The sequence below is a fragment of the Aerococcaceae bacterium DSM 111021 genome (assembly GCA_020112395.1).
Taxonomy (GTDB): domain Bacteria; phylum Bacillota; class Bacilli; order Lactobacillales; family Aerococcaceae; genus Ruoffia.
Genome location: JACCEK010000002.1, coordinates 217,578 through 240,972, shown reverse-complemented (window position 1 = coordinate 240,972; position 23,395 = coordinate 217,578). Strand labels below are relative to the sequence as shown.

At 37.3% G+C, this 23,395-nt stretch carries 27 protein-coding genes and 1 riboswitch; of the genes, 26 read left to right on the top strand and 1 reads right to left on the bottom strand.

The genetic code is table 11. The features are described from left to right. Window positions 1-284 precede the first annotated feature (284 nt). Genes HYQ40_07290 through HYQ40_07280 form a run of 3 tightly spaced genes read left to right on the top strand, consistent with a single transcriptional unit; the run spans window position 285 to window position 2,402 of the window. Complete coding sequence (locus tag HYQ40_07290; GenBank protein MBZ6527581.1) at window positions 285-1,034, top strand: hypothetical protein; 750 nt, start codon at window positions 285-287, stop codon at window positions 1,032-1,034. Beyond that, complete coding sequence (cobU, locus tag HYQ40_07285) at window positions 1,027-1,653, top strand: bifunctional adenosylcobinamide kinase/adenosylcobinamide-phosphate guanylyltransferase (GenBank protein ID MBZ6527580.1); 627 nt, start codon at window positions 1,027-1,029, stop codon at window positions 1,651-1,653. Before HYQ40_07290 ends, cobU begins: the two co-directional genes overlap by 8 nt. Beyond that, window positions 1,650-2,402: an adenosylcobinamide-GDP ribazoletransferase gene (locus HYQ40_07280; protein ID MBZ6527579.1), complete on the top strand. Its 753-nt coding sequence runs from the start codon at window positions 1,650-1,652 to the stop codon at window positions 2,400-2,402. The genes cobU and HYQ40_07280 overlap by 4 nt, the downstream gene beginning before the upstream one ends. Window positions 2,403-2,447: 45 nt before the next feature. Here the strand turns inward: HYQ40_07280 and HYQ40_07275 are convergent, their stop codons facing one another. Then, window positions 2,448-3,743: a bifunctional metallophosphatase/5'-nucleotidase gene (locus tag HYQ40_07275; protein MBZ6527578.1), complete on the bottom strand. Its 1,296-nt coding sequence runs from the start codon at window positions 3,741-3,743 to the stop codon at window positions 2,448-2,450. A gap of 811 nt (window positions 3,744-4,554) precedes the next feature. Here HYQ40_07275 and HYQ40_07270 point away from each other — a divergent pair. From HYQ40_07270 to HYQ40_07160, 23 genes are all read left to right on the top strand, one after another. Beyond that, window positions 4,555-4,845 carry a BMC domain-containing protein gene (locus HYQ40_07270; protein MBZ6527577.1) on the top strand — a complete coding sequence of 97 codons (291 nt, stop codon included), beginning with the start codon at window positions 4,555-4,557 and terminating at the stop codon, window positions 4,843-4,845. Between the two features lie 18 nt (window positions 4,846-4,863). After that, window positions 4,864-5,313, top strand: a complete 450-nt coding sequence (gene eutP, locus HYQ40_07265) for a EutP/PduV family microcompartment system protein (GenBank protein ID MBZ6527576.1) — start codon at window positions 4,864-4,866, stop codon at window positions 5,311-5,313. A gap of 2 nt (window positions 5,314-5,315) precedes the next feature. Beyond that, window positions 5,316-5,903 carry a cob(I)yrinic acid a,c-diamide adenosyltransferase gene (locus HYQ40_07260; GenBank protein MBZ6527575.1) on the top strand — a complete coding sequence of 196 codons (588 nt, stop codon included), beginning with the start codon at window positions 5,316-5,318 and terminating at the stop codon, window positions 5,901-5,903. A 160-nt stretch (window positions 5,904-6,063) separates the two neighbouring features. Further along, on the top strand, window positions 6,064-7,188 hold the full coding sequence (locus tag HYQ40_07255) for an iron-containing alcohol dehydrogenase (GenBank protein MBZ6527574.1): 1,125 nt from the start codon (window positions 6,064-6,066) through the stop codon (window positions 7,186-7,188). A 26-nt stretch (window positions 7,189-7,214) separates the two neighbouring features. Further along, window positions 7,215-7,556 carry an ethanolamine utilization microcompartment protein EutS gene (gene eutS / locus HYQ40_07250; protein MBZ6527573.1) on the top strand — a complete coding sequence of 114 codons (342 nt, stop codon included), beginning with the start codon at window positions 7,215-7,217 and terminating at the stop codon, window positions 7,554-7,556. A gap of 19 nt (window positions 7,557-7,575) precedes the next feature. Next, window positions 7,576-8,145: a response regulator gene (locus tag HYQ40_07245; protein MBZ6527572.1), complete on the top strand. Its 570-nt coding sequence runs from the start codon at window positions 7,576-7,578 to the stop codon at window positions 8,143-8,145. Beyond that, window positions 8,138-9,592, top strand: a complete 1,455-nt coding sequence (locus HYQ40_07240) for a histidine kinase N-terminal domain-containing protein (protein ID MBZ6527571.1) — start codon at window positions 8,138-8,140, stop codon at window positions 9,590-9,592. Before HYQ40_07245 ends, HYQ40_07240 begins: the two co-directional genes overlap by 8 nt. Next, window positions 9,593-11,011 (top strand): ethanolamine ammonia-lyase reactivating factor EutA, encoded by a 1,419-nt coding sequence (gene eutA, locus HYQ40_07235; GenBank protein MBZ6527570.1) that lies wholly within the window; start codon window positions 9,593-9,595, stop codon window positions 11,009-11,011. It abuts the gene before it with no gap. 16 nt (window positions 11,012-11,027) lie between these two features. Further along, a complete protein-coding gene (locus tag HYQ40_07230; protein ID MBZ6527569.1) occupies window positions 11,028-12,395 on the top strand; it encodes an ethanolamine ammonia-lyase subunit EutB in 1,368 nt (455 codons plus the stop codon). Between the two features lie 16 nt (window positions 12,396-12,411). Further along, on the top strand, window positions 12,412-13,374 hold the full coding sequence (eutC, locus tag HYQ40_07225; GenBank protein MBZ6527568.1) for an ethanolamine ammonia-lyase subunit EutC: 963 nt from the start codon (window positions 12,412-12,414) through the stop codon (window positions 13,372-13,374). 2 nt (window positions 13,375-13,376) lie between these two features. Then, a complete protein-coding gene (eutL, locus tag HYQ40_07220) occupies window positions 13,377-14,030 on the top strand; it encodes an ethanolamine utilization microcompartment protein EutL (protein MBZ6527567.1) in 654 nt (217 codons plus the stop codon). Between the two features lie 52 nt (window positions 14,031-14,082). Further along, the gene (locus HYQ40_07215; GenBank protein MBZ6527566.1) at window positions 14,083-14,634 is read left to right on the top strand and encodes a BMC domain-containing protein; all 552 of its coding nucleotides are present in this window, start codon (window positions 14,083-14,085) and stop codon (window positions 14,632-14,634) included. Beyond that, on the top strand, window positions 14,634-16,109 hold the full coding sequence (locus HYQ40_07210) for an acetaldehyde dehydrogenase (acetylating) (protein ID MBZ6527565.1): 1,476 nt from the start codon (window positions 14,634-14,636) through the stop codon (window positions 16,107-16,109). The genes HYQ40_07215 and HYQ40_07210 overlap by 1 nt, the downstream gene beginning before the upstream one ends. A 28-nt stretch (window positions 16,110-16,137) precedes the next feature. After that, entirely contained in the window at window positions 16,138-16,428 is a 291-nt protein-coding gene (locus HYQ40_07205; protein MBZ6527564.1) for a BMC domain-containing protein, read from the top strand. Between the two features lie 101 nt (window positions 16,429-16,529). Next, window positions 16,530-17,189: a hypothetical protein gene (locus tag HYQ40_07200; GenBank protein MBZ6527563.1), complete on the top strand. Its 660-nt coding sequence runs from the start codon at window positions 16,530-16,532 to the stop codon at window positions 17,187-17,189. 30 nt (window positions 17,190-17,219) lie between these two features. Next, on the top strand, window positions 17,220-17,843 hold the full coding sequence (locus HYQ40_07195; protein MBZ6527562.1) for a phosphate propanoyltransferase: 624 nt from the start codon (window positions 17,220-17,222) through the stop codon (window positions 17,841-17,843). 12 nt (window positions 17,844-17,855) lie between these two features. Beyond that, window positions 17,856-18,506, top strand: coding sequence for a hypothetical protein (locus HYQ40_07190; GenBank protein MBZ6527561.1), 651 nt, complete (start codon window positions 17,856-17,858; stop codon window positions 18,504-18,506). After that, window positions 18,503-18,775, top strand: coding sequence for a EutN/CcmL family microcompartment protein (locus HYQ40_07185; protein ID MBZ6527560.1), 273 nt, complete (start codon window positions 18,503-18,505; stop codon window positions 18,773-18,775). The genes HYQ40_07190 and HYQ40_07185 overlap by 4 nt, the downstream gene beginning before the upstream one ends. Before the next feature lie 16 nt (window positions 18,776-18,791). Then, window positions 18,792-19,898: an ethanolamine utilization protein EutH gene (gene eutH / locus HYQ40_07180; protein ID MBZ6527559.1), complete on the top strand. Its 1,107-nt coding sequence runs from the start codon at window positions 18,792-18,794 to the stop codon at window positions 19,896-19,898. 10 nt (window positions 19,899-19,908) lie between these two features. After that, a complete protein-coding gene (locus HYQ40_07175) occupies window positions 19,909-21,000 on the top strand; it encodes an NADH-dependent flavin oxidoreductase (protein MBZ6527558.1) in 1,092 nt (363 codons plus the stop codon). A gap of 48 nt (window positions 21,001-21,048) precedes the next feature. Continuing rightward, window positions 21,049-21,537, top strand: coding sequence for an ECF transporter S component (locus HYQ40_07170; GenBank protein ID MBZ6527557.1), 489 nt, complete (start codon window positions 21,049-21,051; stop codon window positions 21,535-21,537). Beyond that, entirely contained in the window at window positions 21,534-22,133 is a 600-nt protein-coding gene (locus HYQ40_07165; GenBank protein MBZ6527556.1) for a histidine phosphatase family protein, read from the top strand. The genes HYQ40_07170 and HYQ40_07165 overlap by 4 nt, the downstream gene beginning before the upstream one ends. Continuing rightward, window positions 22,124-22,310: riboswitch (cobalamin riboswitch) on the top strand. It overlaps the preceding gene by 10 nt. A 91-nt stretch (window positions 22,311-22,401) precedes the next feature. Next, window positions 22,402-23,346, top strand: a complete 945-nt coding sequence (locus HYQ40_07160) for an ABC transporter substrate-binding protein (GenBank protein MBZ6527555.1) — start codon at window positions 22,402-22,404, stop codon at window positions 23,344-23,346. Window positions 23,347-23,395: the final 49 nt, after the last annotated feature.

The following is a 23,395-nucleotide window of genomic DNA, read 5'->3' as shown; positions in this document are numbered from 1 at the left end:
TGGAGGATTGAATCTGTCAAGCAAACCTACTGTTTTGGTGGGAGAGGGTGGGAATTGATGTGGGGTTTGAAATGGGTATAAGAGTTTTAAGGCGTGTCCTGAGGGATGCGTCTTTTTTGTTTTGTATGGGATTGCGGGTTGTCGTGGAGGTGGGGGATGAGCAGGCAAGGTAGATAGTTGAATTGTCTTGACTCCTACAATCTAGCTTGACTTAAATTATTTTCAGTCAGATAATATAAAATACTTAATGAAATCGTTAAATTATCTCGAGGAAGGAAGATTTAATGCAATATCGTGATTTAACCATTCAATCACTTGGAAGAGAACAGTTAGTTATTGCTTGTGATACTTCCGCATCGATTGGTCATAAAGTGAATGATACCTTGGAAGTTGACCCAAAACTGACTAGTGCGATGTGTGTGAGAGTACCACTTCTGGAATTATTATCGATTGGGGCGGAGCCTTTTGTCATTGTTAATTTATTCGGTAATGAGATGAAGCCGACGGGTGAACAGTTGTTAAAAGGAATCAGAAGTGAGTTAGTGAAGGCTGGCTATTCTGACTTAGAAATGAACGGGAGTACCGAAGAGAATATGGAAACGACGATGACTTCTCTCGGAGTGACTTTGATAGGGAAAGCATTAGAAGATGACTTGCTTTGGAAGCGGGTAAAGCCGAGGGATGTTGTTTATCAAATTGGTTATCCTTATGTCGGATCGGACTTAATTGAGCATCGTGAAGAGATTGTGTCTTATGATGATGTTCGATGGATTCAGTCAATGGGTGAATTAGTTTCTGAGATAGTACCAGTCGGTTCTAAGGGGAGCTGGAATGAAGCAGAACAAGTGGCCAAGATGAATGAGTTAAGCTTTACACCAAGTGATGACTTAGAATTAGAGTCACTTTGCACCCAGTCTGCTGGGCCAAGTACGACCGTTTTAGTGGTTGGGAAAGTGGAGCTATTACACTCGTTCAATGAACGGTTTAAGCATGTCTTCGTGATAGGTGAAATGGGAGGGAAAGCGCATGGGTAATATAACACTGATATCAGGACCAGTTAAAAGTGGCAAGTCAAACTATGCAGAAAGTATTGTAAAGTCTTATCAAGATGAAAGGGTGGCTTATATTGCGACTCAAGCCAACCAGTTTCTAGATAGTGAGATGGAAAGTCGCATAGAAAAACATCAATCTGACCGACCAGATAGCTGGGTAACGATTGAAGAATATAAAGATTTAGACCAAATGATTAAAGAAAGTAATGACTATGAAAGTATCTTAATGGACTGTGTTACTTTATGGGTAAATAACTTATTCTTTGATGAGATTGGACGCTATTACGTTGCGAAGCATCAGTTGGCGAAATTGCCTAAAGACTTTGATGTGGATGCTTTTATTAATGAGTTCACGAAACAAGATACAGATTATATGCAAGAATATCTGATGGGGAAAGCTAATCTGCTGATTAACGCAATGAAACAAAGTGAGACCAAGTTTGTTGTTGTAACCAACGAAGTGGGCTGGAGTATTACACCACCAACAAAATTGGGGAGAATCTTTGCGGACTATTATGGAATTATTAATCGCCATTTTGCTAAACATGCAGACAATGTATATATGGTCGAGTTAGGTATTGCGAGGCAATTGAAGCCATGATTCGTTCAATCATTAATTACTTTCAATTCTTTACAAGAATCCCCATCAATTATAGGATTGATGATCCGGTCGAAAGCTTTAAAAAAGGGGTTCCCTTTATGGGCGTGTTTGGCTTAGCATATGGACTGCTATTTGTCGTTCCTTATTACTTGCTGCGCTTACGAGTCGGGATATTAGAAGCTTGGCTGATTGTGTTGTTACTTGATGTGATTTATACGGGGGCGTTTCATCATGATGCGCTAGCAGATGCGGCGGATGGTCTATTCTCAGGCAGAGATAAAGAGCGGAAATTAGAAATTATGAAAGACTCAAGAATAGGATCTAACGGCGTTGTTGCACTGATTATGTATTATTTGATTGTTGTCTTTTACGGGGGGCTAGTCTTAGCAGCAACAGGGGATGTCATGAATGAAGTTGTCATGATTCTGACTCTCTATATTATATCAAGAAGTGCGCTGACGATGACCTTCCGTCAGTCTACTTACCAAAGTAAGACAAAGAATGGCTTAGGAAGTATATTGACCGGTATACCTACTTATCGGATATTAATCACTCAATTATTAGCCGTCAGTTGGTCGTATCTTTTTTGGGATTTGAAGGGTGTTATGACCTACCTTATAACTATATTATTAATTGAATTATACCGGAAAGGTGTCTACAAATTAGTCCAAGGGATTAATGGAGATACAGCAGGTGCATCGATCTTAATTAGCCAAATTATCTGGTTGATTGTGTGGCAAATTCTATAAAATAACCGAATCGGCGAACATTTTTGTTCACTGATTCGGTTATTTTTATTGTTTAAATTTAAGATGTGTATAATTTGTCTGCAATGTGTTCCAAGCTTTCTTGTCCATCATTTGAAGCTTTTCTTGCATGTAATAAAAGCTGTCATGTTCACTGATTCGTATGATTTTATCCTCACTTAAGTGTGGGATACCGTGATCAGATACAGCATGGTAAATTGAGACTGCGAGTGTATATTCTTTATCAGGGATAAGTAAATCATGTGTACTTGAATCAATAACCCGGCGAACGCGCTGGTAAACAGGTGCGGATAAATCCGCTTCACATTCAAAACCACTGAATGAAAAAAAGTGATAATGATGCTTATAAGGCGTTGTGAAGTCATAATTAAAGTGAATGTTGTTGTCTTCAATATTAAAGACAGCCAAGTTATATTCCATCATGTCAATTAATTCATTCCCTGTAATAAGGAGTGTCGCAATCTTATTGTAAAAAGGAAAGCTCTTGAGCAGACTCTCATTGGTTATTCGTCCCACAAAGTGGTTAAAGGCATCATTGGGTACAGGTGTTAAAGAGAAATCAGCCTGGCCAACTTGTTGTTGAACTTGATTATGCAGTTCATAGAAAAGGTGGTTGGATAAACTTGCTTCTATATGCGTTTGAGGTAAATTTTTTACTGTTGGAATATGAGTGAGCGCTTGTGTAGCCCAGTCTTGTAATCTTTTTTGACTTTCAAGTGTTATGAAAGGCAATTGCTTTTCTGTCTTAGGGATTAATGGCACTTCATGTATTGTGCACTCAGTCTGAAGTAGCCCGTTTGTATCTTTATGGATTGTAATCTCGAAAAGATAGCTTCCTTGACTTCCTGTTTGGATTAATAACGTATCTCCAAGTTTTTGATTCAAAGTTAAGTGTTGATGTCCGGTTATTAAAAGGTCTACATCGGGAAAGTTTTTGAGTATTTCCAAACCTTGATTTTCTCCGGGAGTCATATCATTATATTCGAGTGTATCTAAATCCCCCTCTACACCGCCGTGATAAGCCACAATAAGATAATCAACTTTATCTTTAAGTTGTTTGATATGCTTTTCCAGTACTAATAGGGGATCCACAAAAGTTAAATGATGATAATTTTCTTTTGGTTCCCAATGGGGGATAAAGGCAGTTGTTAAGCCGATGATTCCAATTGAAAGGTCATCTACTTTAATAATATCGTAAGCTTGCCCTAAGAATGGTTCATTTGATTCAGTGTCAATAATATTGGCATTTAACGTTTTAGAGTTCAGCTTTTTAATAATATGTTCAAGATGTTCTCGCCCGTGATTGAATTCATGATTGCCCAATAATTGATAATCGACATCCAAAAAGTTTTGAGCTTGCGCAAAAAAATCCGGTGATTTTTGAATGGTACTATAATAATAAGCTGGCAGACTACCTTGGGTAAAGTCACCGATATCAATCGACCAGACGGGATTATCCGATGCTTGTTTAATGGAATCGGTTAGTTTCTTGAGCGGTTGATATTGCTTAAATTGTCCGTGTAAGTCACCCGTAATTAAGAATGTTATGGGTTCGATATAATCATCTCCTAGAAAAATCTTGCATTATAATATTATATATATTATTATAACTGTGATAGAAATACCATGTGAAACTAATATTCGGAAATTTGGTTTGATTCCAATACGGTCCCGCCACTGTAATAGTATATCATTATACTTAGTCAGATCTTTATATTAGTTTGCTAATTAGATACGCGACTGCTTCGAGGTAAAGTAGTGCCGTGAGTTATGCAAAGAAGCATAGAAACTAAAGTAGGCTCATTTTTTAGCAAAATGGGAGTCTCTATCGAATGGATTCATGATATAGAGTGTGTCTGATTTTCGATGAGGAATTAAAAACTGATGGAGGTTTGTCAGCCTATATCATGGTTAATTTATGTTTTCTATTTCTTTGTTAACATATAAATAAAGTGTGTGTCCTGCTGTTATTTTGACAGTGGGATTTTTTTGTTGCTTTATTTTACCGTTGACAATGTCAAACTAATTACATAATATGAACGTGTGTTGTTGCGCTTTCATAAAAAAGTGAGGTGCCAAATTGGAAAAGTTAGATCGAAAGATATATGAATCAGTACCAGGGAAACAGGTAACGATGTCACACGTTATCGCTAATCCAGATAAGCGGGTATTGGATAAATTAGGTTTTACGGATAAACCATTCAGTGCCATGGGTATTATGACTATAACACCTGGCGAAGCTGCAATTATTGCTGTTGATATCGCTAAAAAAGCTGGAGATGTAGAAATTGGTTTTGTTGACCGGTTTAGCGGATCTGTCGTTATTTTGGGAGATATTTCGAATGTTCGCAATGCTTGTGAAGCGGCTAATCATTACTTGAGTAGTCAGCTTGGCTTTACCGTGTCAAAAATTACGACGACTTAGAAGGCAGTGTGAATAAATATGTCAAATGTTAAAAAAAGAAGAATGATGTTTATCGGGCCTGTTGGGGCTGGAAAGACAACATTGAAACAAGCATTGTATAATGATGATTTTACTTATGATAAGACTCAAGCGGTCGAATTTCATGAGCAAATAATTGACACACCGGGTGAGTTTATCCAACATCGACATTTTTATAGTACGATTCAAAACTTATCTGCAGAAGTGGATATCATTGCATTTATTTCAAGTGGTATCGACACTAGCCAAGTTTTTTCTCCGGGATTTGCGCATATTTTTGTCAAACCTTGTATTGGAATTATTACAAAAACAGATATAGCATCTCAAGACCAACTTAAGCTCGTACGGGATAATCTAAAACTTGCAGGTATTGAGAAGATATTCGAAGTATCTTCAGTTGAGCAAAGAGGGACTAACGAGATATTAGCATTCATAGAGATGGAGGATTAGTCATGCAAATTTATACGAGAACAGGTGATAAAGGGTATACACGCCTCATTGGTGGATCGCAAATTGCGAAAGATTCAAAGCGTGTAGTTGCTTACGGTACAGTGGATGAATTGAATAGTGTTGTTGGTATTGCAGCAAGTATGTCTGGTAAGTTCAATGACTTACAAAAGGAATTAAATACCATTCAACAATATTTATTTGATTGTGGGAATGACTTAGCCAACCCAGCGATTGATGCGACGTATCGAATGACGAAAGAGAATACGTTGTGGTTGGAAGAACGAATTGATTTCTATTCTGACAAAGCACCCACTGTTGAATCTTTTATTCTACCAGGAGGGACGACCTTAGCAAGTTATCTTCATTTTGCTCGCACGGTCGCTCGAAGAGCAGAGCGAGAAATTGTTAGTTTCCAGTGGTCGAATGACACGAATCCAGAAGCAGTGAGATTTGTGAATCGATTATCGGATTATTTCTTTGCTGTAGCGCGCTTTGTGAACGCAGAAGAAAATGTTAAAGATATCCTTTATGAGCGCAGTGGAAAAGTTTTCCATACGGAAATAAGCAAAGAAGATTTAAAAAAGATGTAAAATTATGATTGACAAGTAATTTGATTAAATGTATTATGTAAGCAGTTACTTACACAACGACGTGTAATAAATTCAAGTGCAATGAGGCCATGAGTATATATGTATCTACTATGTAGATGCCTATTATCTTGTGGCCTTTTTTTGTAGAAAGGGGGATGAAATGATTTCGGTAAATTTTGGTACGAAGATTTATATAGGCGATGATAGTCTAGATAGATTGAGCCATTTTGATCATGAAAAAATTTTAATTATTACGGATAACTTTATTTCTACTTCTGACTTGATGGTAAAGGTTAAGAGTCATATCAATGACTCAAATGATATTGAACTATTCAATGATGTGATACCCGATCCAACGATTGAGAATATTATTGCGGGGATTCAAGTCGCAAAAGAATTCTCACCAACGCAGTTAATTGCATTAGGTGGCGGTTCACCGATTGATGCAGCAAAAGGGATTCTCTACTTCGGTAAGGAGACTGGAGGAATATCGGATATACCACTGATTGTTATACCGACAACGAGTGGGACAGGGTCGGAAGTGACGAACTTTTCAATTATAACGGATGCTGAAAAAGGTATTAAGTACCCATTGATCTCAGATGAGATCTTGCCAAGTGAGGCTATTTTAGATTCGAGTTTATTGAAAGGGCTTCCGAATACATTGACAGCGGATACAGGTATTGATGTACTCACGCATGCGATTGAAGCGTATGTATCAGTGAAGGCCAATGATATATCTGATGCCTTAGCTGAAAAAGCCATTGCTTATGTATTCAAATACCTATCTAGGGCTTTTGTAGATGGAGCGGATATGGAAGCTCGCGAGAAGATGCATATCGCATCGTGTATGGCAGGACTCGCATTCAATCAAGCTTCATTGGGGTTAAACCATGGTATTGCTCATGCTGCGGGTGCGAAATTCCATATTGCTCATGGTCGCTTAAACGGGATCTTATTACCGGAAGTGATTAAATATAATAGTGGCTTAACAATGAAACTCAATAAAGATGTAGCAGAAAGATATCGTCAAATAGCAGAGTTACTAGGTCTGACTGCAACGAGTGCAACCATTGGAACGAGAAGTTTAGTCAACGAGATTACGAAGTTACTTAAAAGCTTAGATATTCCGTTAAGTTTTAAAGCGTTCGGGCTTGAGAAAGATGTATTTGAAGCTAACAAAGAGGCAATCGCAAATGACTCATTAAAAGATAAATCAACTGATACGAACCCGATTGTTCCAACAGTTAATGATGTCCTGGGTATCTTAGAACGTAGTTACTAATCTGTTTTGAAGGAGGGAGAAATTTTATGGATATAGAAAGAGTTATCCAAGAATACGTTCCTGGAAAGCAGATTACTTTAGCTCATATTATTGCGAATCCAGATGATGAGGTCTATGTAAAAATTGGTGTGACTCAATCTAATAAAAAAGCAATCGGCATTATGACGATTACACCAAGTGAAACAGCAATTATAGCGGTGGATCTGGCAGTTAAAGCAGCTGATGTAGAAATAGACTTTGTTGATCGATTTACTGGATCGTTAATTATTAGTGGGGACATCTCATCAGTAAAAGAAGCGTTTCAAGAAGTAACTAAAGTGCTTGCAAATGTGTTAGAGTTTAACATAAATTCAATAAGTGTGAGTTAATATTTTTAGAGGTGAAAAAATGAAACGGATTTTAATTGTTGATGATGAACCATTATTAAGACTAGATTTAAAGGAAATGTTGAAACAAGCTAATTATGAAGTAGTTGGCGAAGCGACGGATGGTTTTGAAGCCATCGCAATGAGTAAAGAATTGGAACCAGATCTTATTATTATGGATATCAAAATGCCGCTTTTGGATGGGTTAACAGCATCAAAAAAGATTATGGCAGAAGGAACAACGTCAGGCATTATATTACTAACAGCTTATAGTGATGATGCATTCATCCAAAAGGCCAAAGAATTTGGTGCTTTAGGCTATTTAATTAAACCATTACACGAAAGAGCTTTGATTCCAATGGTTGAGTTATCTCTATCTAAAGGTCAAGAATTCAAACGTATGTCTGGTGAAATTAAACGTCTGAATACAAAGCTTAATGAACGAAAAGTCATTGAAAAAGCAAAAGGTAAGCTGATGGATCTAGAGAATATATCTGAAGATGAAGCATATAAAAAGATACGTGAAATTAGTATGAATAAACGTGTGTCAATGATGGAGATAGCTGAAACACTGGTGCTAATTGATGAATAATAAGTACTCAAGTCAAGGACAAATTATGGAAGATATTCAACGATTAGGACGTAAATATACAGCTCTATCGAACAATGAAATTGAGTATTTAATCAATTATGCCAATAACTTAGAATTAGGGCCAGAATATCAAAAACACGATGTTTTTATTGATGTCTGGAATCCGATTGCGAATGAAGCGATTGTCGTTTGGCACCGTAAACCATTCCAAAGTAAGTCAATTTATAAAGAGAAGATTGTAGGACGAATTGCCTTAAGAAAAGATGAACCAGGTCCAATAAGAACATTATTGACTGGTCAACCATCGATGAATTTATTCGCAGTGTCTCAAGAAGGCGTGTCAATTAAGCAAACTGCTTATCCGATTCATTATCAAGATAAAGTTCTCGGGGTTATTATCTTTGAAGAAGAGTACTTTGATGAGATGGATTCAAAACACACAGAGCGCGAACAAGTTGATTTAACAACACTTCAACGTGTCACTAGTCATACTATATTCGATGAACTAGATGAAATCATCATGATATTCAATCCAACAGGAAAGTTAGTTTATTATAACCGTGAAGCTCAAAAGTTCTATAAAGAGATAGGTTATTTGAATCCAATCCATGATTTAAACTATGATAATTTGGCTTTAGATTTCTCTAGATTCAACAAGATTAAACAGTTAGAAGATGGAGAAGTTAAACAGAGTGAAGTAGTTTTCTGGAAGTTTTACTTATCTAAGAAGATTTATAAAGATGGTATGGGAAATTTTGTTCAAATCTTAAACAATAAAACAAAACAAAAAGAAACTGAAATGATTATTGAAAAAGAATTAGTGACCGTTCAAGAGATTCACCATCGGGTGAAGAATAATCTTCAGACAATTGTTTCTCTATTAAGATTACAAGCACGTAGAACAGATTCACAAGAAGCGCAGAAGGCATTAGATGAAAGTATCAATAGAGTCTTATCAATAGCAACAACACATGAGCTATTATCTACTAAAAAAGTAGATACGATCAATTTAAAAGAAGTCATAAATTCTATTGTAAGTAATTTATTGTATTCCTTTGCTTCTAAAAAGTATGTTCAAATTATTAAAGAGATTGAGGCAACGATTGATCTAGACTTTGATTTGGCAGTGCCTGTTGGTTTAATCATTAATGAGATTGTCCAGAATTCATTAGAACATGCTTTTGTGGGACTTGATCCGAGCGCCAAAGAGTTTGAAGTTAGAATTAAGATTGTTGAAGAGGATGGCCTAATTCGAATGAACATCTCAGATAATGGTATCGGTTTCGATAAGAAGAAGGTATTCAAACATAATCTAGGACTGCAGATTGTGACGAGTTTTGTCGAAAGTAAGTTGAATGGGTTAATTGTATTTGAGCCAAATAATCCAGGAACATTTGTAAGAATTAATTTTAAAAATACAACTAGCAAAGTTAAAAGAGTGATATAAATGGCAAAATTGTTAAGTGTTGGAATTGATATTGGAACATCGACGACACAGATGATTTTATCTGAGCTTGTTATTGAAAATACGTCATCATCATTTTCTGTTCCAAGCATTAGTATTACAGATAAAGAAGTTATCTATAAAAGTGATATTATTTTTACACCTATTGGTGATGACAATTTAATTCAAGCGGATAAGATACAACAGTTTGTTTCTGACCAATACAAGAAAGCAGGTATTACGTCAGAGGAAATTCAAACGGGTGCGATTATTATTACAGGAGAGACGGTTCGAAAAGAAAACTCAAGAGCCGTCGCGGATGTGCTAAGTGGTTATGCAGGTGACTTTGTGGTCGCAACTGCAGGACCTGACTTAGAAAGTATTATTGCTGGTAAAGGATCAGGAGCTTATAGCTACTCTGAGAAGAATCGGTGCGTCACGATGAATTATGACATCGGAGGAGGAACAACTAACTTAGTTGTCTTTGATGATGGGGTAACCATTGATACAGCATGTTTTGACATTGGCGGTCGCTTAATTAAAGTGGATAAGCAAAATGTAATCGGCTACATTTCACCGAAGTATACCGACATTATTAATAAAGAAGGTATTCAGCTTAAAGTGGGTCAAAAAATAGACCTCGCTGAATTAGATAAGCTGTTTGATATTGTCGTTGAAGTGTTGGAGAACTTAGCAGGTATTGGTGAAAAAAATAAATATTTCGACTTATTAGTGACGAATAAATCATTGAAAACCTTACAAGTTCCAGATTACATATCATTTTCTGGTGGGGTAGCAGATTTCATTGATCGTGAGAAGAAAGATAATCTTTTTCAGTTTGGAGATGTTGGTATTCTTCTTGGTCAAAGAATAAAGAAATCCAAGATATTCAATCAGTTCAATGTATTAGAAAGTGCAGAAACCATTCGAGCGACTGTTGTCGGTGCAGGATCACATACAACAAGTGTGAGTGGCAGTACCATAATGTACAAAGGGGATTTATTCCCCCTAAAGAATATACCTGTTGTTAAGATATCACCCGAAGAAACGTCGCAAGCGAATCTTTCAGAAGTCATTGATCAAAAAATTCAGTGGTTTGAAGTAGAAGAAGATACGAAAACAGTTGCGATTTCTTTTGAAGGAGATAAGAATCCAAGTTACGCCTATATACAACGTTTGGCAGACAGTATCGTTGATGGTGTTGGGAAGTTAATTCAACAAGACTATCCGATTATTATCATTATTAAAGAGGATATGGCAAAAGCTTTAGGACATAACTTATTCTCAAAATTACCTAAGGGTTATCAATTCATCTGTATTGACAGTGTTATCGTTAATGACGGGGATTATATCGATATTGGTCAACCGATATCGAATGGGCAAGCTTTACCAGTTGTAATAAAAACTTTAGTGTTTAACTAATATTGGAGGAAAGCAAATGATACTAAAAACAAAATTGTTTGGCCGTGTTTATGAGTTCAAAAGTGTATTAGAAGCGCTGGCTAAAGCAAACGAAGAAAAATCAGGCGATGAGCTTGCGGGATTAGCGGCTGAGTCGGCAGAGGAAAGAGTTGCAGCTAAGACAGTTGTTGCGAATCTAAAGCTATCGGATATATTTAATAATCCTGCTGTGCCTTATGAAAAAGATGAAGTCACTCGTATTATTATTGATAGCGTGAATTTAAGAACATACGAGAAAATCAAAAACTGGACAGTCGCAGAGTTAAGAGAATGGATCTTGAGTAATGATACAACAAACTTCGATATTCACCGGATTTCTAATGGATTAACATCTGAGATGGTTGCAGCTGTAGCGAAAATCATGACGAACATGGATTTAATTGCAGGAGCACAAAAAATTATCGTTGAAAAAACTGCCAATACGACAATTGGTAAAGCTGGAACATTCTCAGCAAGACTGCAACCTAATCACCCGACTGATAACATAGATGGCATTATGGCTTCGGTCATGGAAGGATTATCTATGGGAATTGGGGATGCAACGATTGGTCTTAACCCTGTAAACGATGGAACTGAAAGTGTTAAGCGAATTTTACATGAGTTCAATGATTTCATTGAAGAGTGGGACATCCCAACTCAGCACGTAGTGCTTGCCCATGTGGCAACACAAATGCAAGCAATGGAAGAAGGAGCGCCAACAGGCCTTGTCTTCCAATCAATTGCAGGATCTGAAAAAGCGAATACGGCTTTCGGTATTGACGCGAACATGTTAGACGAAGCGCGTGATATGGCATTAAAAACTGGGACTGCAGTTGGACCAAACGTGATGTACTTTGAAACAGGGCAAGGATCTGAGTTATCATCTGACGCTCACCACAACATTGACCAAGTAACGATGGAAGCAAGATGTTATGGCTTTGCTAAGAAATTTGATCCATTCCTAGTTAATACAGTGGTTGGATTCATAGGACCAGAGTATTTATATGACTCTAAACAAGTTATCCGTGCTGGTTTAGAAGATCACTTTATGGGTAAACTGACAGGCATTTCGATGGGTGTTGACGTTTGTTATACAAACCATATGAAGGCAGACCAAAATGATGTGGAGAATCTTGCCGTTCTACTTGGTGTGGCGGGTGTTAACTTTATTATGGGTATCCCGAATGGTGATGACGTTATGCTTAACTACCAAACAACAGGGTTCCAAGAAACAGCGACAATTCGTCAATTATTGAATAAACGTCCAATTAAAGAATTTGATGAGTGGCTGGAAAAAATGGGATTCAGTGAAAATGGCCAGTTAACTGACTTAGCTGGAGATGCGTCTGTATTTCTTACTAAATAAATGAAGGGGTGTAAGAGTGGAACAAGTAGAATTAAAAGAACTTATTCGTTCAATATTAGTAGACATTGTTGACGATGAATCCGTTTTAAAGTCATCGAGTCATAATTCTAGTAGCCATGACGAAGTAAAAGAAGAAGCACCTGTCGATGTTGATGACATTAAAGTGCCTAATAAGACACCGGACAATGTTGAGATAGAAGACGGTTTTATTGATGATATTACAGAAGTAAACATTCGTGAACAATACTTAGTAGATAATCCAAATGATAAAGAAGGCTACCTACGACTGAAGAAAAATACACCTGCTCGTTTAGGCTTAGGTCGTTCAGGAACGAGATATAAGACTGAACCTGTCTTAAGATTTAGAGCGGATCACGCAGCAGCGCAAGATGCCGTGTTCTCTTATGTTGATGATGAATTAATTGAAGAGATGAACTTAACTGCGGTCGAAACACTATGTGGAGACAAGGATACGTATGTAACTCGACCTGACTTAGGAAGAAAATTCTCTGATGAAGCGAAAGCAACAATCAAAAAGACAATTCCTAACGGTGCAGACGTAGCAATTGTTGTTGGAGATGGCTTAAGTTCAGCCGCAATAGGTGCCAACATTAAAGATATTATCCCAGCAATTCGTCAAGGATTAAAAACATATAACTTAGACTTTGGAGATATTGTCTTCGTTAAACACTGTCGTGTACCAGCAATGGATCCAATTGGAGATATCACGGGTGCCAAAGTTGTATGTCTATTAATCGGTGAGCGACCAGGTCTAGTAACAGCTGAATCGATGAGTGCATATATTGCCTATAAGCCAACGGTAGGAATGCCAGAAGCTCGAAGAACAGTTATATCAAATATTCATAGTCAGGGAACTTCGGCAGTTGAAGCTGGAGCATATATTGCTGATGTTATTAAGGAGATACTCGATGCAAAAGTATCCGGTGTCGAATTAAAACGAGTTTCTAAGGAGGAATAGGAATGAGAAACGAACGTCTTGGTGCAGAGGTTTTAGCTGTGAGGATTATTCCCAATGTAGATGAGGGTCTTGCAAAACATTTAAAATTAAAAAGTAACCAAAAGAGCTTAGGTATAATTACCTCAGATTCAGATGATGTGACTTATGTTGCCCTAGATGAAGCAACTAAAAAATCATCTGTCGATGTTGTCTACGCAAAAAGTTTTTACGGTGGAGCAGATAATGCGAATACCAAATTAGCTGGAGAAGTCATTGGAATTATTGCTGGACCTTCGCCTGATGAAGTGCGTAGTGGGTTAGATGCAGCAAGGCAAGTTATTGAAAGAGACGCAAGTTTCTATAGTGCAAATGATGACAATTCGATCATTTATTTCGCTCATAACGTATCTAGAAGTGGGACTTATCTATCCGAAGTTGCTGGTGTAAGAGAAGGTGAAGCGATAGCTTACCTAATTGCTCCACCGCTAGAAGCAATGATTGGTTTGGATGCAGCGTTAAAGGCAGCAGATGTGGAGATGAAAGTGTTATATGAACCACCTACTGAAACGAACTTTGGTGGCGCATTACTAACAGGGAGTCAATCAGCTTGTACTGCGGCATGTGATGCATTTGCAGCAGCTGTTCAAGCTGTTGCAGACAATCCACTCGCATATTAAAGGGGATGAGTAAGTGGCCATAAGAGCACTAGGTTTAATTGAAGTTAGTGGAATGCTTTCAGCGATTGTGGCAAGTGATGCAGCTTTGAAATCTGCGGATGTTAATCTATTAGGGAATCGACGAATTCGTGGCGGATTAACAACCGTAGAATTATATGGAGATGTTGCAGCAGTTCAATCAGCAGTTGAGGCAGGTGTTAGAGCATTGGAAGGGACGAATAATTTGATTTCAAGCCATGTCATTGCAAGATTAGATGAGCAAGTTGAAAACATGTTATTAAAAAGCATAAAGACAAAGAAACCGAAGGAATCTGAAGTCATTAAAGAAACTCAAGAAGAACCAGTCATAGAAGAAAAGCCTATGATTGAGGAAACCGAAACAGGATCTTCAATTCAATTGTTTTCAGCTGAAGAACAACCTGAAGAGTCAAGTCAAAGTGAAGCCGATTCATTCACTAAAGAATCCTTAAGTGAATTGAAAGTAACTCAACTAAGAGCTTTGGCATATAAACAACCGCTCTCAGGAATTGAAGTATCACAGATAAAAAATGCTGAAAAAGACAAATTAATTGAAGCATTAGTCAATGAAGGAGGTAATAATTAGTGAGTATTGAATATAAAGATTTAGCATCCATTCAAGAAACACGGCAATTACTTGCAAAAGCGAAAGAAGCACAATTAAAATTAGCGCAATTATCTCAAGAAGAAATTGACACAATTGTTAAAGTGCTATCTAAAGCTGCTTATTCACAACGAGTACCATTAGCGAAAATGGCAGCGGAAGAAACAGGCTTTGGTAAATGGCAAGATAAAGTCATCAAAAACGCCTTTGCATCAAAGTATGTGACTCAAGCAATGGAAGATATGCGAACAATTGGAATTATTAATGAGACAGATACTGTCACAGAAGTGGCTGTACCAAAAGGTGTCATTGCTGGATTAATTCCATCAACGAATCCTACTTCTACAGTTATCTATAAAGCATTAATTTCAATTAAAGCTGGGAATACAATCGTCTTTTCACCGCATCCAAGTGCATTGAAATCAATCATTGAAACTGTAAAAGTAATGAATGAAGCGGGAGTCAAAGCCGGCTTACCGGAGAATTCGATTAATGTTATTACAACAGTGACGATGGACGCGACGCAAGAATTAATGACGAATAACGATACAAATCTTATTCTTGCAACAGGTGGATCAGCAATGGTTAAAGCTGCCTACTCATCTGGAACACCAGCTATTGGGGTAGGACCAGGTAATGGCCCTGCATTCATCGAAAACAGTGCAGATGTACCACTAGCAGTCAAACAAATTATGGAATCGAAAACATTCGACTACGGAACTGTTTGTGCCTCTGAGCAATCAATCATTGTTGAGAAAAACAATAAAGAGCGTGTAGTTAAAGAGCTAGAAAAACAAGGTGCCTACTTCTTACCTAAAGCAGACGCTGAGAAATTAGAGAAATTTATTCTAAGACCGGATGGTCGAATGAACGCCAAAATTGTGGGTAGATCACCACAATATGTAGGGGACCTGGCAGGGATTGATGTTCCTGTGTCAGCTAAAGTGTTAATTGCTGAAGAATCACGCGTTGGTATTCATGCACCATATTCTCGTGAAAAACTGAGTACAATCTTAGCATTTTATACCGTTGATACTTGGAAAGAAGCGTTAGAATTATCCATTAATATATTAAACCAAGAGGGTGCAGGGCACACAATGGGACTTCATTCTAAAAATGACGCAATCATTAAAGAGTTCACATTGAAAGCACCAGTATCTCGCTTGTTAATAAATACATCTGCAACATTAGGAGGGATTGGCGCAACAACAGATATTTTCCCAGCAATGACTTTAGGATGCGGTTCAGTTGGAGGAAGTTCAACTTCTGATAATATAAGTCCAATGAATTTATTTGATATCCGTAGAGCAGCTAAGGGAGTCAAAGAATTAGACGACATTAAACGAGCTGAAAACATTAAAGTAGATGATGTAGCAACAGACACGAGCAAAGTAGATATAAATGAAGACCAATTATTAGACTTATTAGTAGAAAAAGTATTACAAAAACTAAAATAAAACAAACAAATTCTAGGAGGAATTAATTATGGCAAGCGCACAAGCATTAGGAATGATCGAAACACGTGGTTTAGTAGCATCGGTAGAGGCAGCAGACGCAATGGTTAAGGCAGCAAACGTTACACTTATTGGTAAAGAACATGTTGGTGGTGGATTAGTAACAGTGATGGTACGCGGAGATGTTGGAGCGGTTAAAGCAGCAACAGACGCAGGTGCAGCAGCTGCTGAAGCAGTTGGAGAATTAGTATCTGTACACGTAATTCCACGTCCACATACAGAAGTAGATGCTATTTTACCAGAATACAATAGTGGTGAGTAATAATAGAATAATATTCACTCAGTCCATTATGCGGACTAAAATATTCAAAAGACTGAGACAAAACAAGTGTTTCAGTCTTTTTTTATAGGAAGTGTGCCAATATGAAACTTCTTACCGAATTAAAAATAAGAAAGTTAATGAAAGAGACAGATTTAAAGAAATGTAAACGACTAGAGATTCAGGCTGATACAATCATTACACCTGCTGCACGTTCTTTTCTCAATGAACATAAGATTCAGTTGAGCACTGAAAGTGAAACGAGTGTCAGTGTTGTACAGGAATCAACGTTACCTAATGTTGAAGAAGGTCATTCGACACTCTTTAAGGTCAGTCAAGATAATAGGTCCCAGTTAGGTATTGAGTTAGACAGAAGCATTCTAGACATTATCTTGCTTCAAAAAGACAATCTAAAGCACCAAACATTTGTCTTAGAGTTAGAAGCATTAAAGCAGATATTAAAAGAAGTGAAACTCAATCTACAGAATAAAGAGAGCCAAACTGATTTGTCTAAAAAAAGACATGAATTTTATATCGGCAACTCAAAATTTGTCAAACAATATTCTGATGGTACCGAACCTAGCTATACTGACTCAACGCAGTCTTTACAGTTATTTAAAATTTATCTAGATTTAAAGTCAGGTGTTTATAAAGTAATCAATGATCAAGAAATGACTCTGAGTAGTGATTGTATACACTTAATTGTTTGGTTATTAGATTTTACAGTGACTTTAATTGAGAAATACAAAAATTATGTGTTATAAATTACTAGGAAACAAAAGGAGCAAATGCATATGAAAATGAATGAGCTCATCGACAAAGTTGCAGAACGTGTGAATAGCGAACTGAGCAATACTTTTGAAATTGAAGCAAGTGGTAGACATATTCATCTATCACAAGAAGCTGTTGACGTATTGTTTGGCGAAGGGTATAAACTCACTCCAATGAAATACTTATCCCAGCCAGGTCAATTTGCTTCGCAAGAACGAGTTACAATTGTAGGGCCTAAAGGTGTTCTGCATAATGTGAGTATTTTAGGTCCAGTTAGAAAAGAAACCCAAGTTGAAATATCATTTACAGATGCACGCCCATTAGGAGTAAGAGCACCTCTAAAATTAAGTGGCGATATTGATGGATCTCCCGGAATAGTGTTAATGAATGGGTCTCGCACATACTCTATCAATGAAGGCGTCATCGTGGCGAAAAGACATATTCATGTAAATGATAAAGACGCTGAACAGTTAGGTGTAGTGGATCAAGAAGTTGTGAAAGTTAAAGTACTAAGTGGTAGACCCTTAATATTCGATGATGTTGTAGTCAGAATAAGCCCGAAATTTAGAACGTTTATGCATATTGACTATGATGAAGCGAATGCCTGTGGTTTTACGAAAGGTACGCGAGGTAAAATTATAAGATAGGATGATGGTATTATGAATCAATTTGATGATTTAGTTGATGAGATTGCAAAAAGAGTGATGTCGTCTTTAAAAGAAAAAAATGTAAACGATTCAAATACACTTAAACAAACGAATACGATTCAATTAAAAAGTTACGCAATGATAGGTGAGAATACAATTGTTGAGGAATATTATAAGAAACAAAACTTTAAATCAACTAAAGAATATTCCAATGCTTTGGTCGATGTATTAGTCATTTCTGAAGTGAATTTATATTCTATTCCAAGATTAGCTAATCTTCTATCGGTTACTAAAGAAGAAGAAGCCATATTAAACCACATATTGAATAATAAGAAAGTTATTCTTTTAGCAGAGGCAGTACAAGGAATTGAAAAGACAGAAAATAAACCATTTAAAGCTTTATTCCAAAAGCATTTAAATGAGGTTTCAAAAATGGGCATTGAAATAGTTCATTTATCTCATTTCAATGAGGAACCTAAAAAGGCAGACGTACAATCACAAAAATCAATTAAAAAGAAATTAATTACCTTAAAATCTGTCCAAGAACTTGAATTGGACCGAGGCGAAGTATTCGTTATTGAACCCAATGCAATCATCACAGCATTAGCTAAAGATTATTTGAATGATTTATCTATTGTTGTTGAGAGAAGAGGGATGTCATGATAATTGGTAGGGTTGTAGGAAATCTTTGGGCGACGAGAAAAGATGAAAAGCTAAATGGCTTAAAGTTTTTAATCGTTGAAAAGCAGATCAACAAAGATGTGTTTAGTGAGGAATTAATTGTAGCGGCAGATAACGCAGGTGCCGGTATAGGTGATGAAGTTTTGATAACAACTGGTAGTTCTGCACGACTATCTATTGAGAATAAAGTAGTTCCAGTAGATATGGTTATTGTTGGGATTATCGATAAAATCGATTATAACTCAAATTGAAAGGACTGAAACCGAAATGAGCTTAAATGAAATAATTGTGTGGATTATGGTTATCATCATGATCCTCGGTGGCATTGATAAAATATTGGAGAACAAATTTGGTTTAGGTGAGCAGTTTGATGAAGGTATAATGGCAATGGGTTCATTAGCTTTATCAATGGCAGGTATTATTGTATTAGCACCTAAATTATCTGACTGGTTGAGTCCAGTTATTGTTCCATTGTTTGAACTCTTTGGGGCGGATCCTGCGATGTTTGCAGGTACCATTCTAGCGAACGATATGGGAGGTTACTTCTTAGCGCAACAATTATCTAATGACCCAGCTATTGTAGGGTTTTCTGGGTTAATTCTTGGAGCGATGTTAGGACCAACACTCGTATTCTCAATTCCTGTTGGACTTGGAATTATTGAAGCTGAAGACAGACCAGCCTTAGCACAAGGTATCTTATACGGCGTCATTACAATTCCACTGGGAGCTATCGTAGGTGGGTTAATGACTGGCTTAAGTATTGGAGTTATTTTAACTAACTTAATACCTATTATTATTATTGCTTTACTGATTGTGATCGGATTATGGGTTATCCCAAATCAACTAATCAAAGGTTTTATTGTATTTGGTAAGATCATTGTAGCAGTTGCAACAATTGGGTTAGCCATTGGAACGCTTGAGTTACTAGTCGGCGTAAAAGTGTTTGAAAATCAAGATTCACTAAGTGTCGCTTTTGAAACAGTTGGAGGTATTGCTGTGACATTAGCCGGAGCTTACGGACTTGTTTATATTATTACTAGATTATTTGAAAAGCCATTACTTAAAGTCGGGAATTTATTAGGGATGAATGATATTGCTGCAGCAGGTTTAATTGCTACTTTAGCTAACAACATCGCTATGTTTAACAATTTAAAGAACATGGATGAGCGTGGTAAAGTGATCAACGTTGCCTTTGCAGTTTCGGCATCATTCACAATCGGAGACCACCTTGGCTTTACTGCTGGTGTTGCACCAGAATTTATTACACCGATGATTGTTGGAAAATTAGTTGGTGGGGTAACGGCTGTATTAGTGGCATTATTCTTTGTTAACCGTGTATCTAAACCAGAAGTAAGCACACAACAAGAAATGTAAGGTGGCTGAAATGGGTGAAGTCAACAATCCTTTTATTTTTAAACAAAATTTTCAATTGAATAATAGACTAGTTATGGCACCCATGACAACGAGCAGTGCAGAAGGAAATGGTGCAATATCCCAAGAAGATCTCGATTTTTTTGACAGAACATCGAAAGATTTCGGCGCTATTATAGTCGGTTCTCAGGCAGTGTCTATCTTAGGCACTGGCTTTGAACGTGGATGGAAGATATATGATAAAGCTGTAGATAGTTCATTAAAGACACTTGCTGACGTCATCCATGGGAATGGTTCCAAAGCCATTCTACAGTTGTACCATGCTGGTCGAATGGCAGAACCCTTCTTAATTCGTCATCACCAGCCTGTTTCACCAAGTGAAATACCGACACCGAGAAGCTTTGCGTCGTTTCCAAGGCAATTAGCGCATCTTGAAATTGAACAAATTATTGATGACTTCTGTATGGCTACGAAAAAGGCAATCGACTTAGGTTTTGACGGTGTTGAGATACATGGTGCCAATACATATCTTGTACAACAGTTTTTCTCGCAACACTCGAATCGTCGAACCGATCAATGGGGCGGTACGAGAGAAAAACGTATGAGATTCGCCACCGAGCTAATTAAAAGAATGGCAGCAGTCATTGATAAACATACAAATGATGACTTTATTCTAGGTTACCGCTTCTCGCCAGAAGAGTACGAAATACCTGGTATTCGGCTAAGAGATACGAAGAAACTATTAGACGTGTTGGATGAGTTACCGGTAGATTATTTTCACTTGTCTGTATCAAGTTATAAGAAGAAATCACTTGATGGAGAAGATATCCTAGATGAATTATTGAATCAAAACTATAAGGCGCCTTTGATTGCTTGTGGTGGCGTTAGAAATCATGAAGATATCAAAGAAGTGTTGGCTAAAGCGCCATTCGTTTCTGTAGCGAATGCACCGGTGATTGACCCGAATTGGGCTAGTAAAATTCTGAATAATGATGCGACTATCAATGAAAAGATATTAATTAGTGACTTAGACAAATTGAAATTGCCTAGTGGGTTAAAGAAATTAGTCACTTCGTACCCAACAGTGTATTTAACCGCTGATTAAATGGTATGATATGTAGAAATAAAGAATGGACAATGGAGTGAAGTTATAGTGAAAGTTAAACAATTAACCTTGGTGAGTCTGATGATTGCTTTGAGTGTGTTAGGTGGTTACTTTAAAATATTTGGATCGATTGCCTTAGATACAGCGCCAGCAATTTTAGGGACGATATTACTGTCTCCGACTTATGGAATTGTCTTAGCCTTTCTTGGTCATATGAGTTCGGCTTTGTTATCTGGATTCCCTTTATCTTTGCCAATCCACTTAATTATTGGGGTGATGATGAGTCTGACATTATTTGTCTTTGGTAAAGTGCGAGGGAAACGTACAAATAAGAAGACTATGATTATGAGTGATATTGTATTATTTATTTTTAATGTATTTGTGGCTCAAATTCCTTTGATTCCAATTTTAGGCTTTGGTGTTTTGTCCACTCTCTTAGTACCGCTTTCTCTAGCGACAGTAATTAATATTGTTGCAGCAGAGGTCATTTACTACGCCTTGCCTGATCGATTAATTATGGATTTTCAACCAGAATGAAAATATACTTTTTAAGACATGGTGAAACGGAGTTGAATGTTCTCCGTAAATATTACGGTGTGACCGATGTGTCGCTAACTGAGCATGGGCGCTTGCAGATGCGAGAAGTCGCTCGAGACATTCAGGGGTTAGAGATAACGCGTGTTATTGTATCCAGTCTGAAGCGTACTACTGAAAGTGCCGAGATTATTATGAAAAAGAACAACTTGAAGAGTTTAAAGAAAGAGAGTTGTTCTTTTTTTAATGAAAGAGACTTTGGCGCATGGGAAACCTTGGACGCCAATGAAGTGGAAGCAGCCTTTCCAAGTGACTGGCGAGCCTTTATTGAGGATCCATTCTCTGTGACGCCCAGTGGCGGTGAAACGTATCTTGCCTTTCAAAGGCGAGTATTAGACGGTTTCGAACAGCTGTTGAAAGCGTCCGTTGATACTGACCATATCTTGTTCATCGGACATGGTGGCGTCATTCGAGAGCTTGTGGCTAATTTCTTTGAGCCGGATAAAAGTTATTGGGATATCGTAATTAATAATGGCCAGTTGTATGAGTATGAAGTGAAAAAAATATGTGAGTGTAGAGTGTTTGGTTATAAAATGTGATTAATATATATTCGCTTAACAGCCGATGTAAATCGAGGGAATCAGATGCAAATTCTGAACTAACCCAGTAACCGTGACGTTGACGAACGAATCAAACAGCCACTGTAGAGATACGGGAAGGCGATTCAAGTAGGATGAGACTAAGTCGGGAGACCTGAATATATAAGAAAGCAATCGTAAAATTTATATTTTACCGCTGGGGATAGGTGTAAAATTAATCAATTAAATATTAACATCTATTCCTTCTATATTAAGAGGAGGAAGAATTATGAAACAAAGTAGAGCATTTTTTTCTAAAAGTGTATGGGTGTTTTTAACACTATTAACGGGGTGCATTCTGTCTGGTTTTTCGAGTGGTTTGAGTGTTCTGGCTGAAGAGGCGAGTGAGATTGTTGTTACAGATATGGCTGATCGGGAGATTGAACTGAATGGACCTGCTGAGCGAATCGTTGTTTTGCAACCATCCAATGCAGAAATCCTTTTTGCCATAGAATCTGGAGACATCATTGTTGGACGTGGTGAGTATGTTGACTACCCGTTTGAGGAAGTTAAAGATATTCCTCAAGTATCAACAGGTGAAAGTATTAACATCGAAGAAATCATCGCACTAAATCCTGATGTCGTCATAATGACAACAATGAGTCAAACAGAAGACCAAATCAATCAGATCGAAGCAGCAGGTATTAAAGTTGTTGCCACTGATGCTTCAAATATTGAAGAAGTTTATGAATCAATTGATTTAATTGGAGCAGTTGTTGGACACAAAGAACAAGCAGAGCAATTAATTGCTGATATGGAAGAAACCTTTGCTGACTATAGTCAACAAGCAGATGAAGCAGGAGAAGAGGGTCAAAGTATTTACTTTGAAATCTCACCTCTTGAGTATGGTATTTGGACAGGTGGACAGTCTACCTTTATGAATGAGATTGCTGAAATGCTTAACTTAGAGAATATCTTTGCCGATGTCGAAGGATGGGGCGAAGTGTCTGAAGAACAAGTTCTTGAAAGAAATCCAGATTATATCATTACAAGTACAATGCCAATTGATGGCTTTAAACCAGTTGAAGAGATATTAGGACGTGATGGCTGGGACACTGTGTCCGCTGTTAAAAATGAGCACGTGTTTTTAGCAAATTCGGATGAATTTACTCGACCTAGTCCAAGATTAACTGATGCAATTAAAACGTTATATGACATTGTTTATGGCGATTAAATAACGAATTGGCCTGTTTTTCGACAGGTCTTTTTGTATAGAAGAAGGT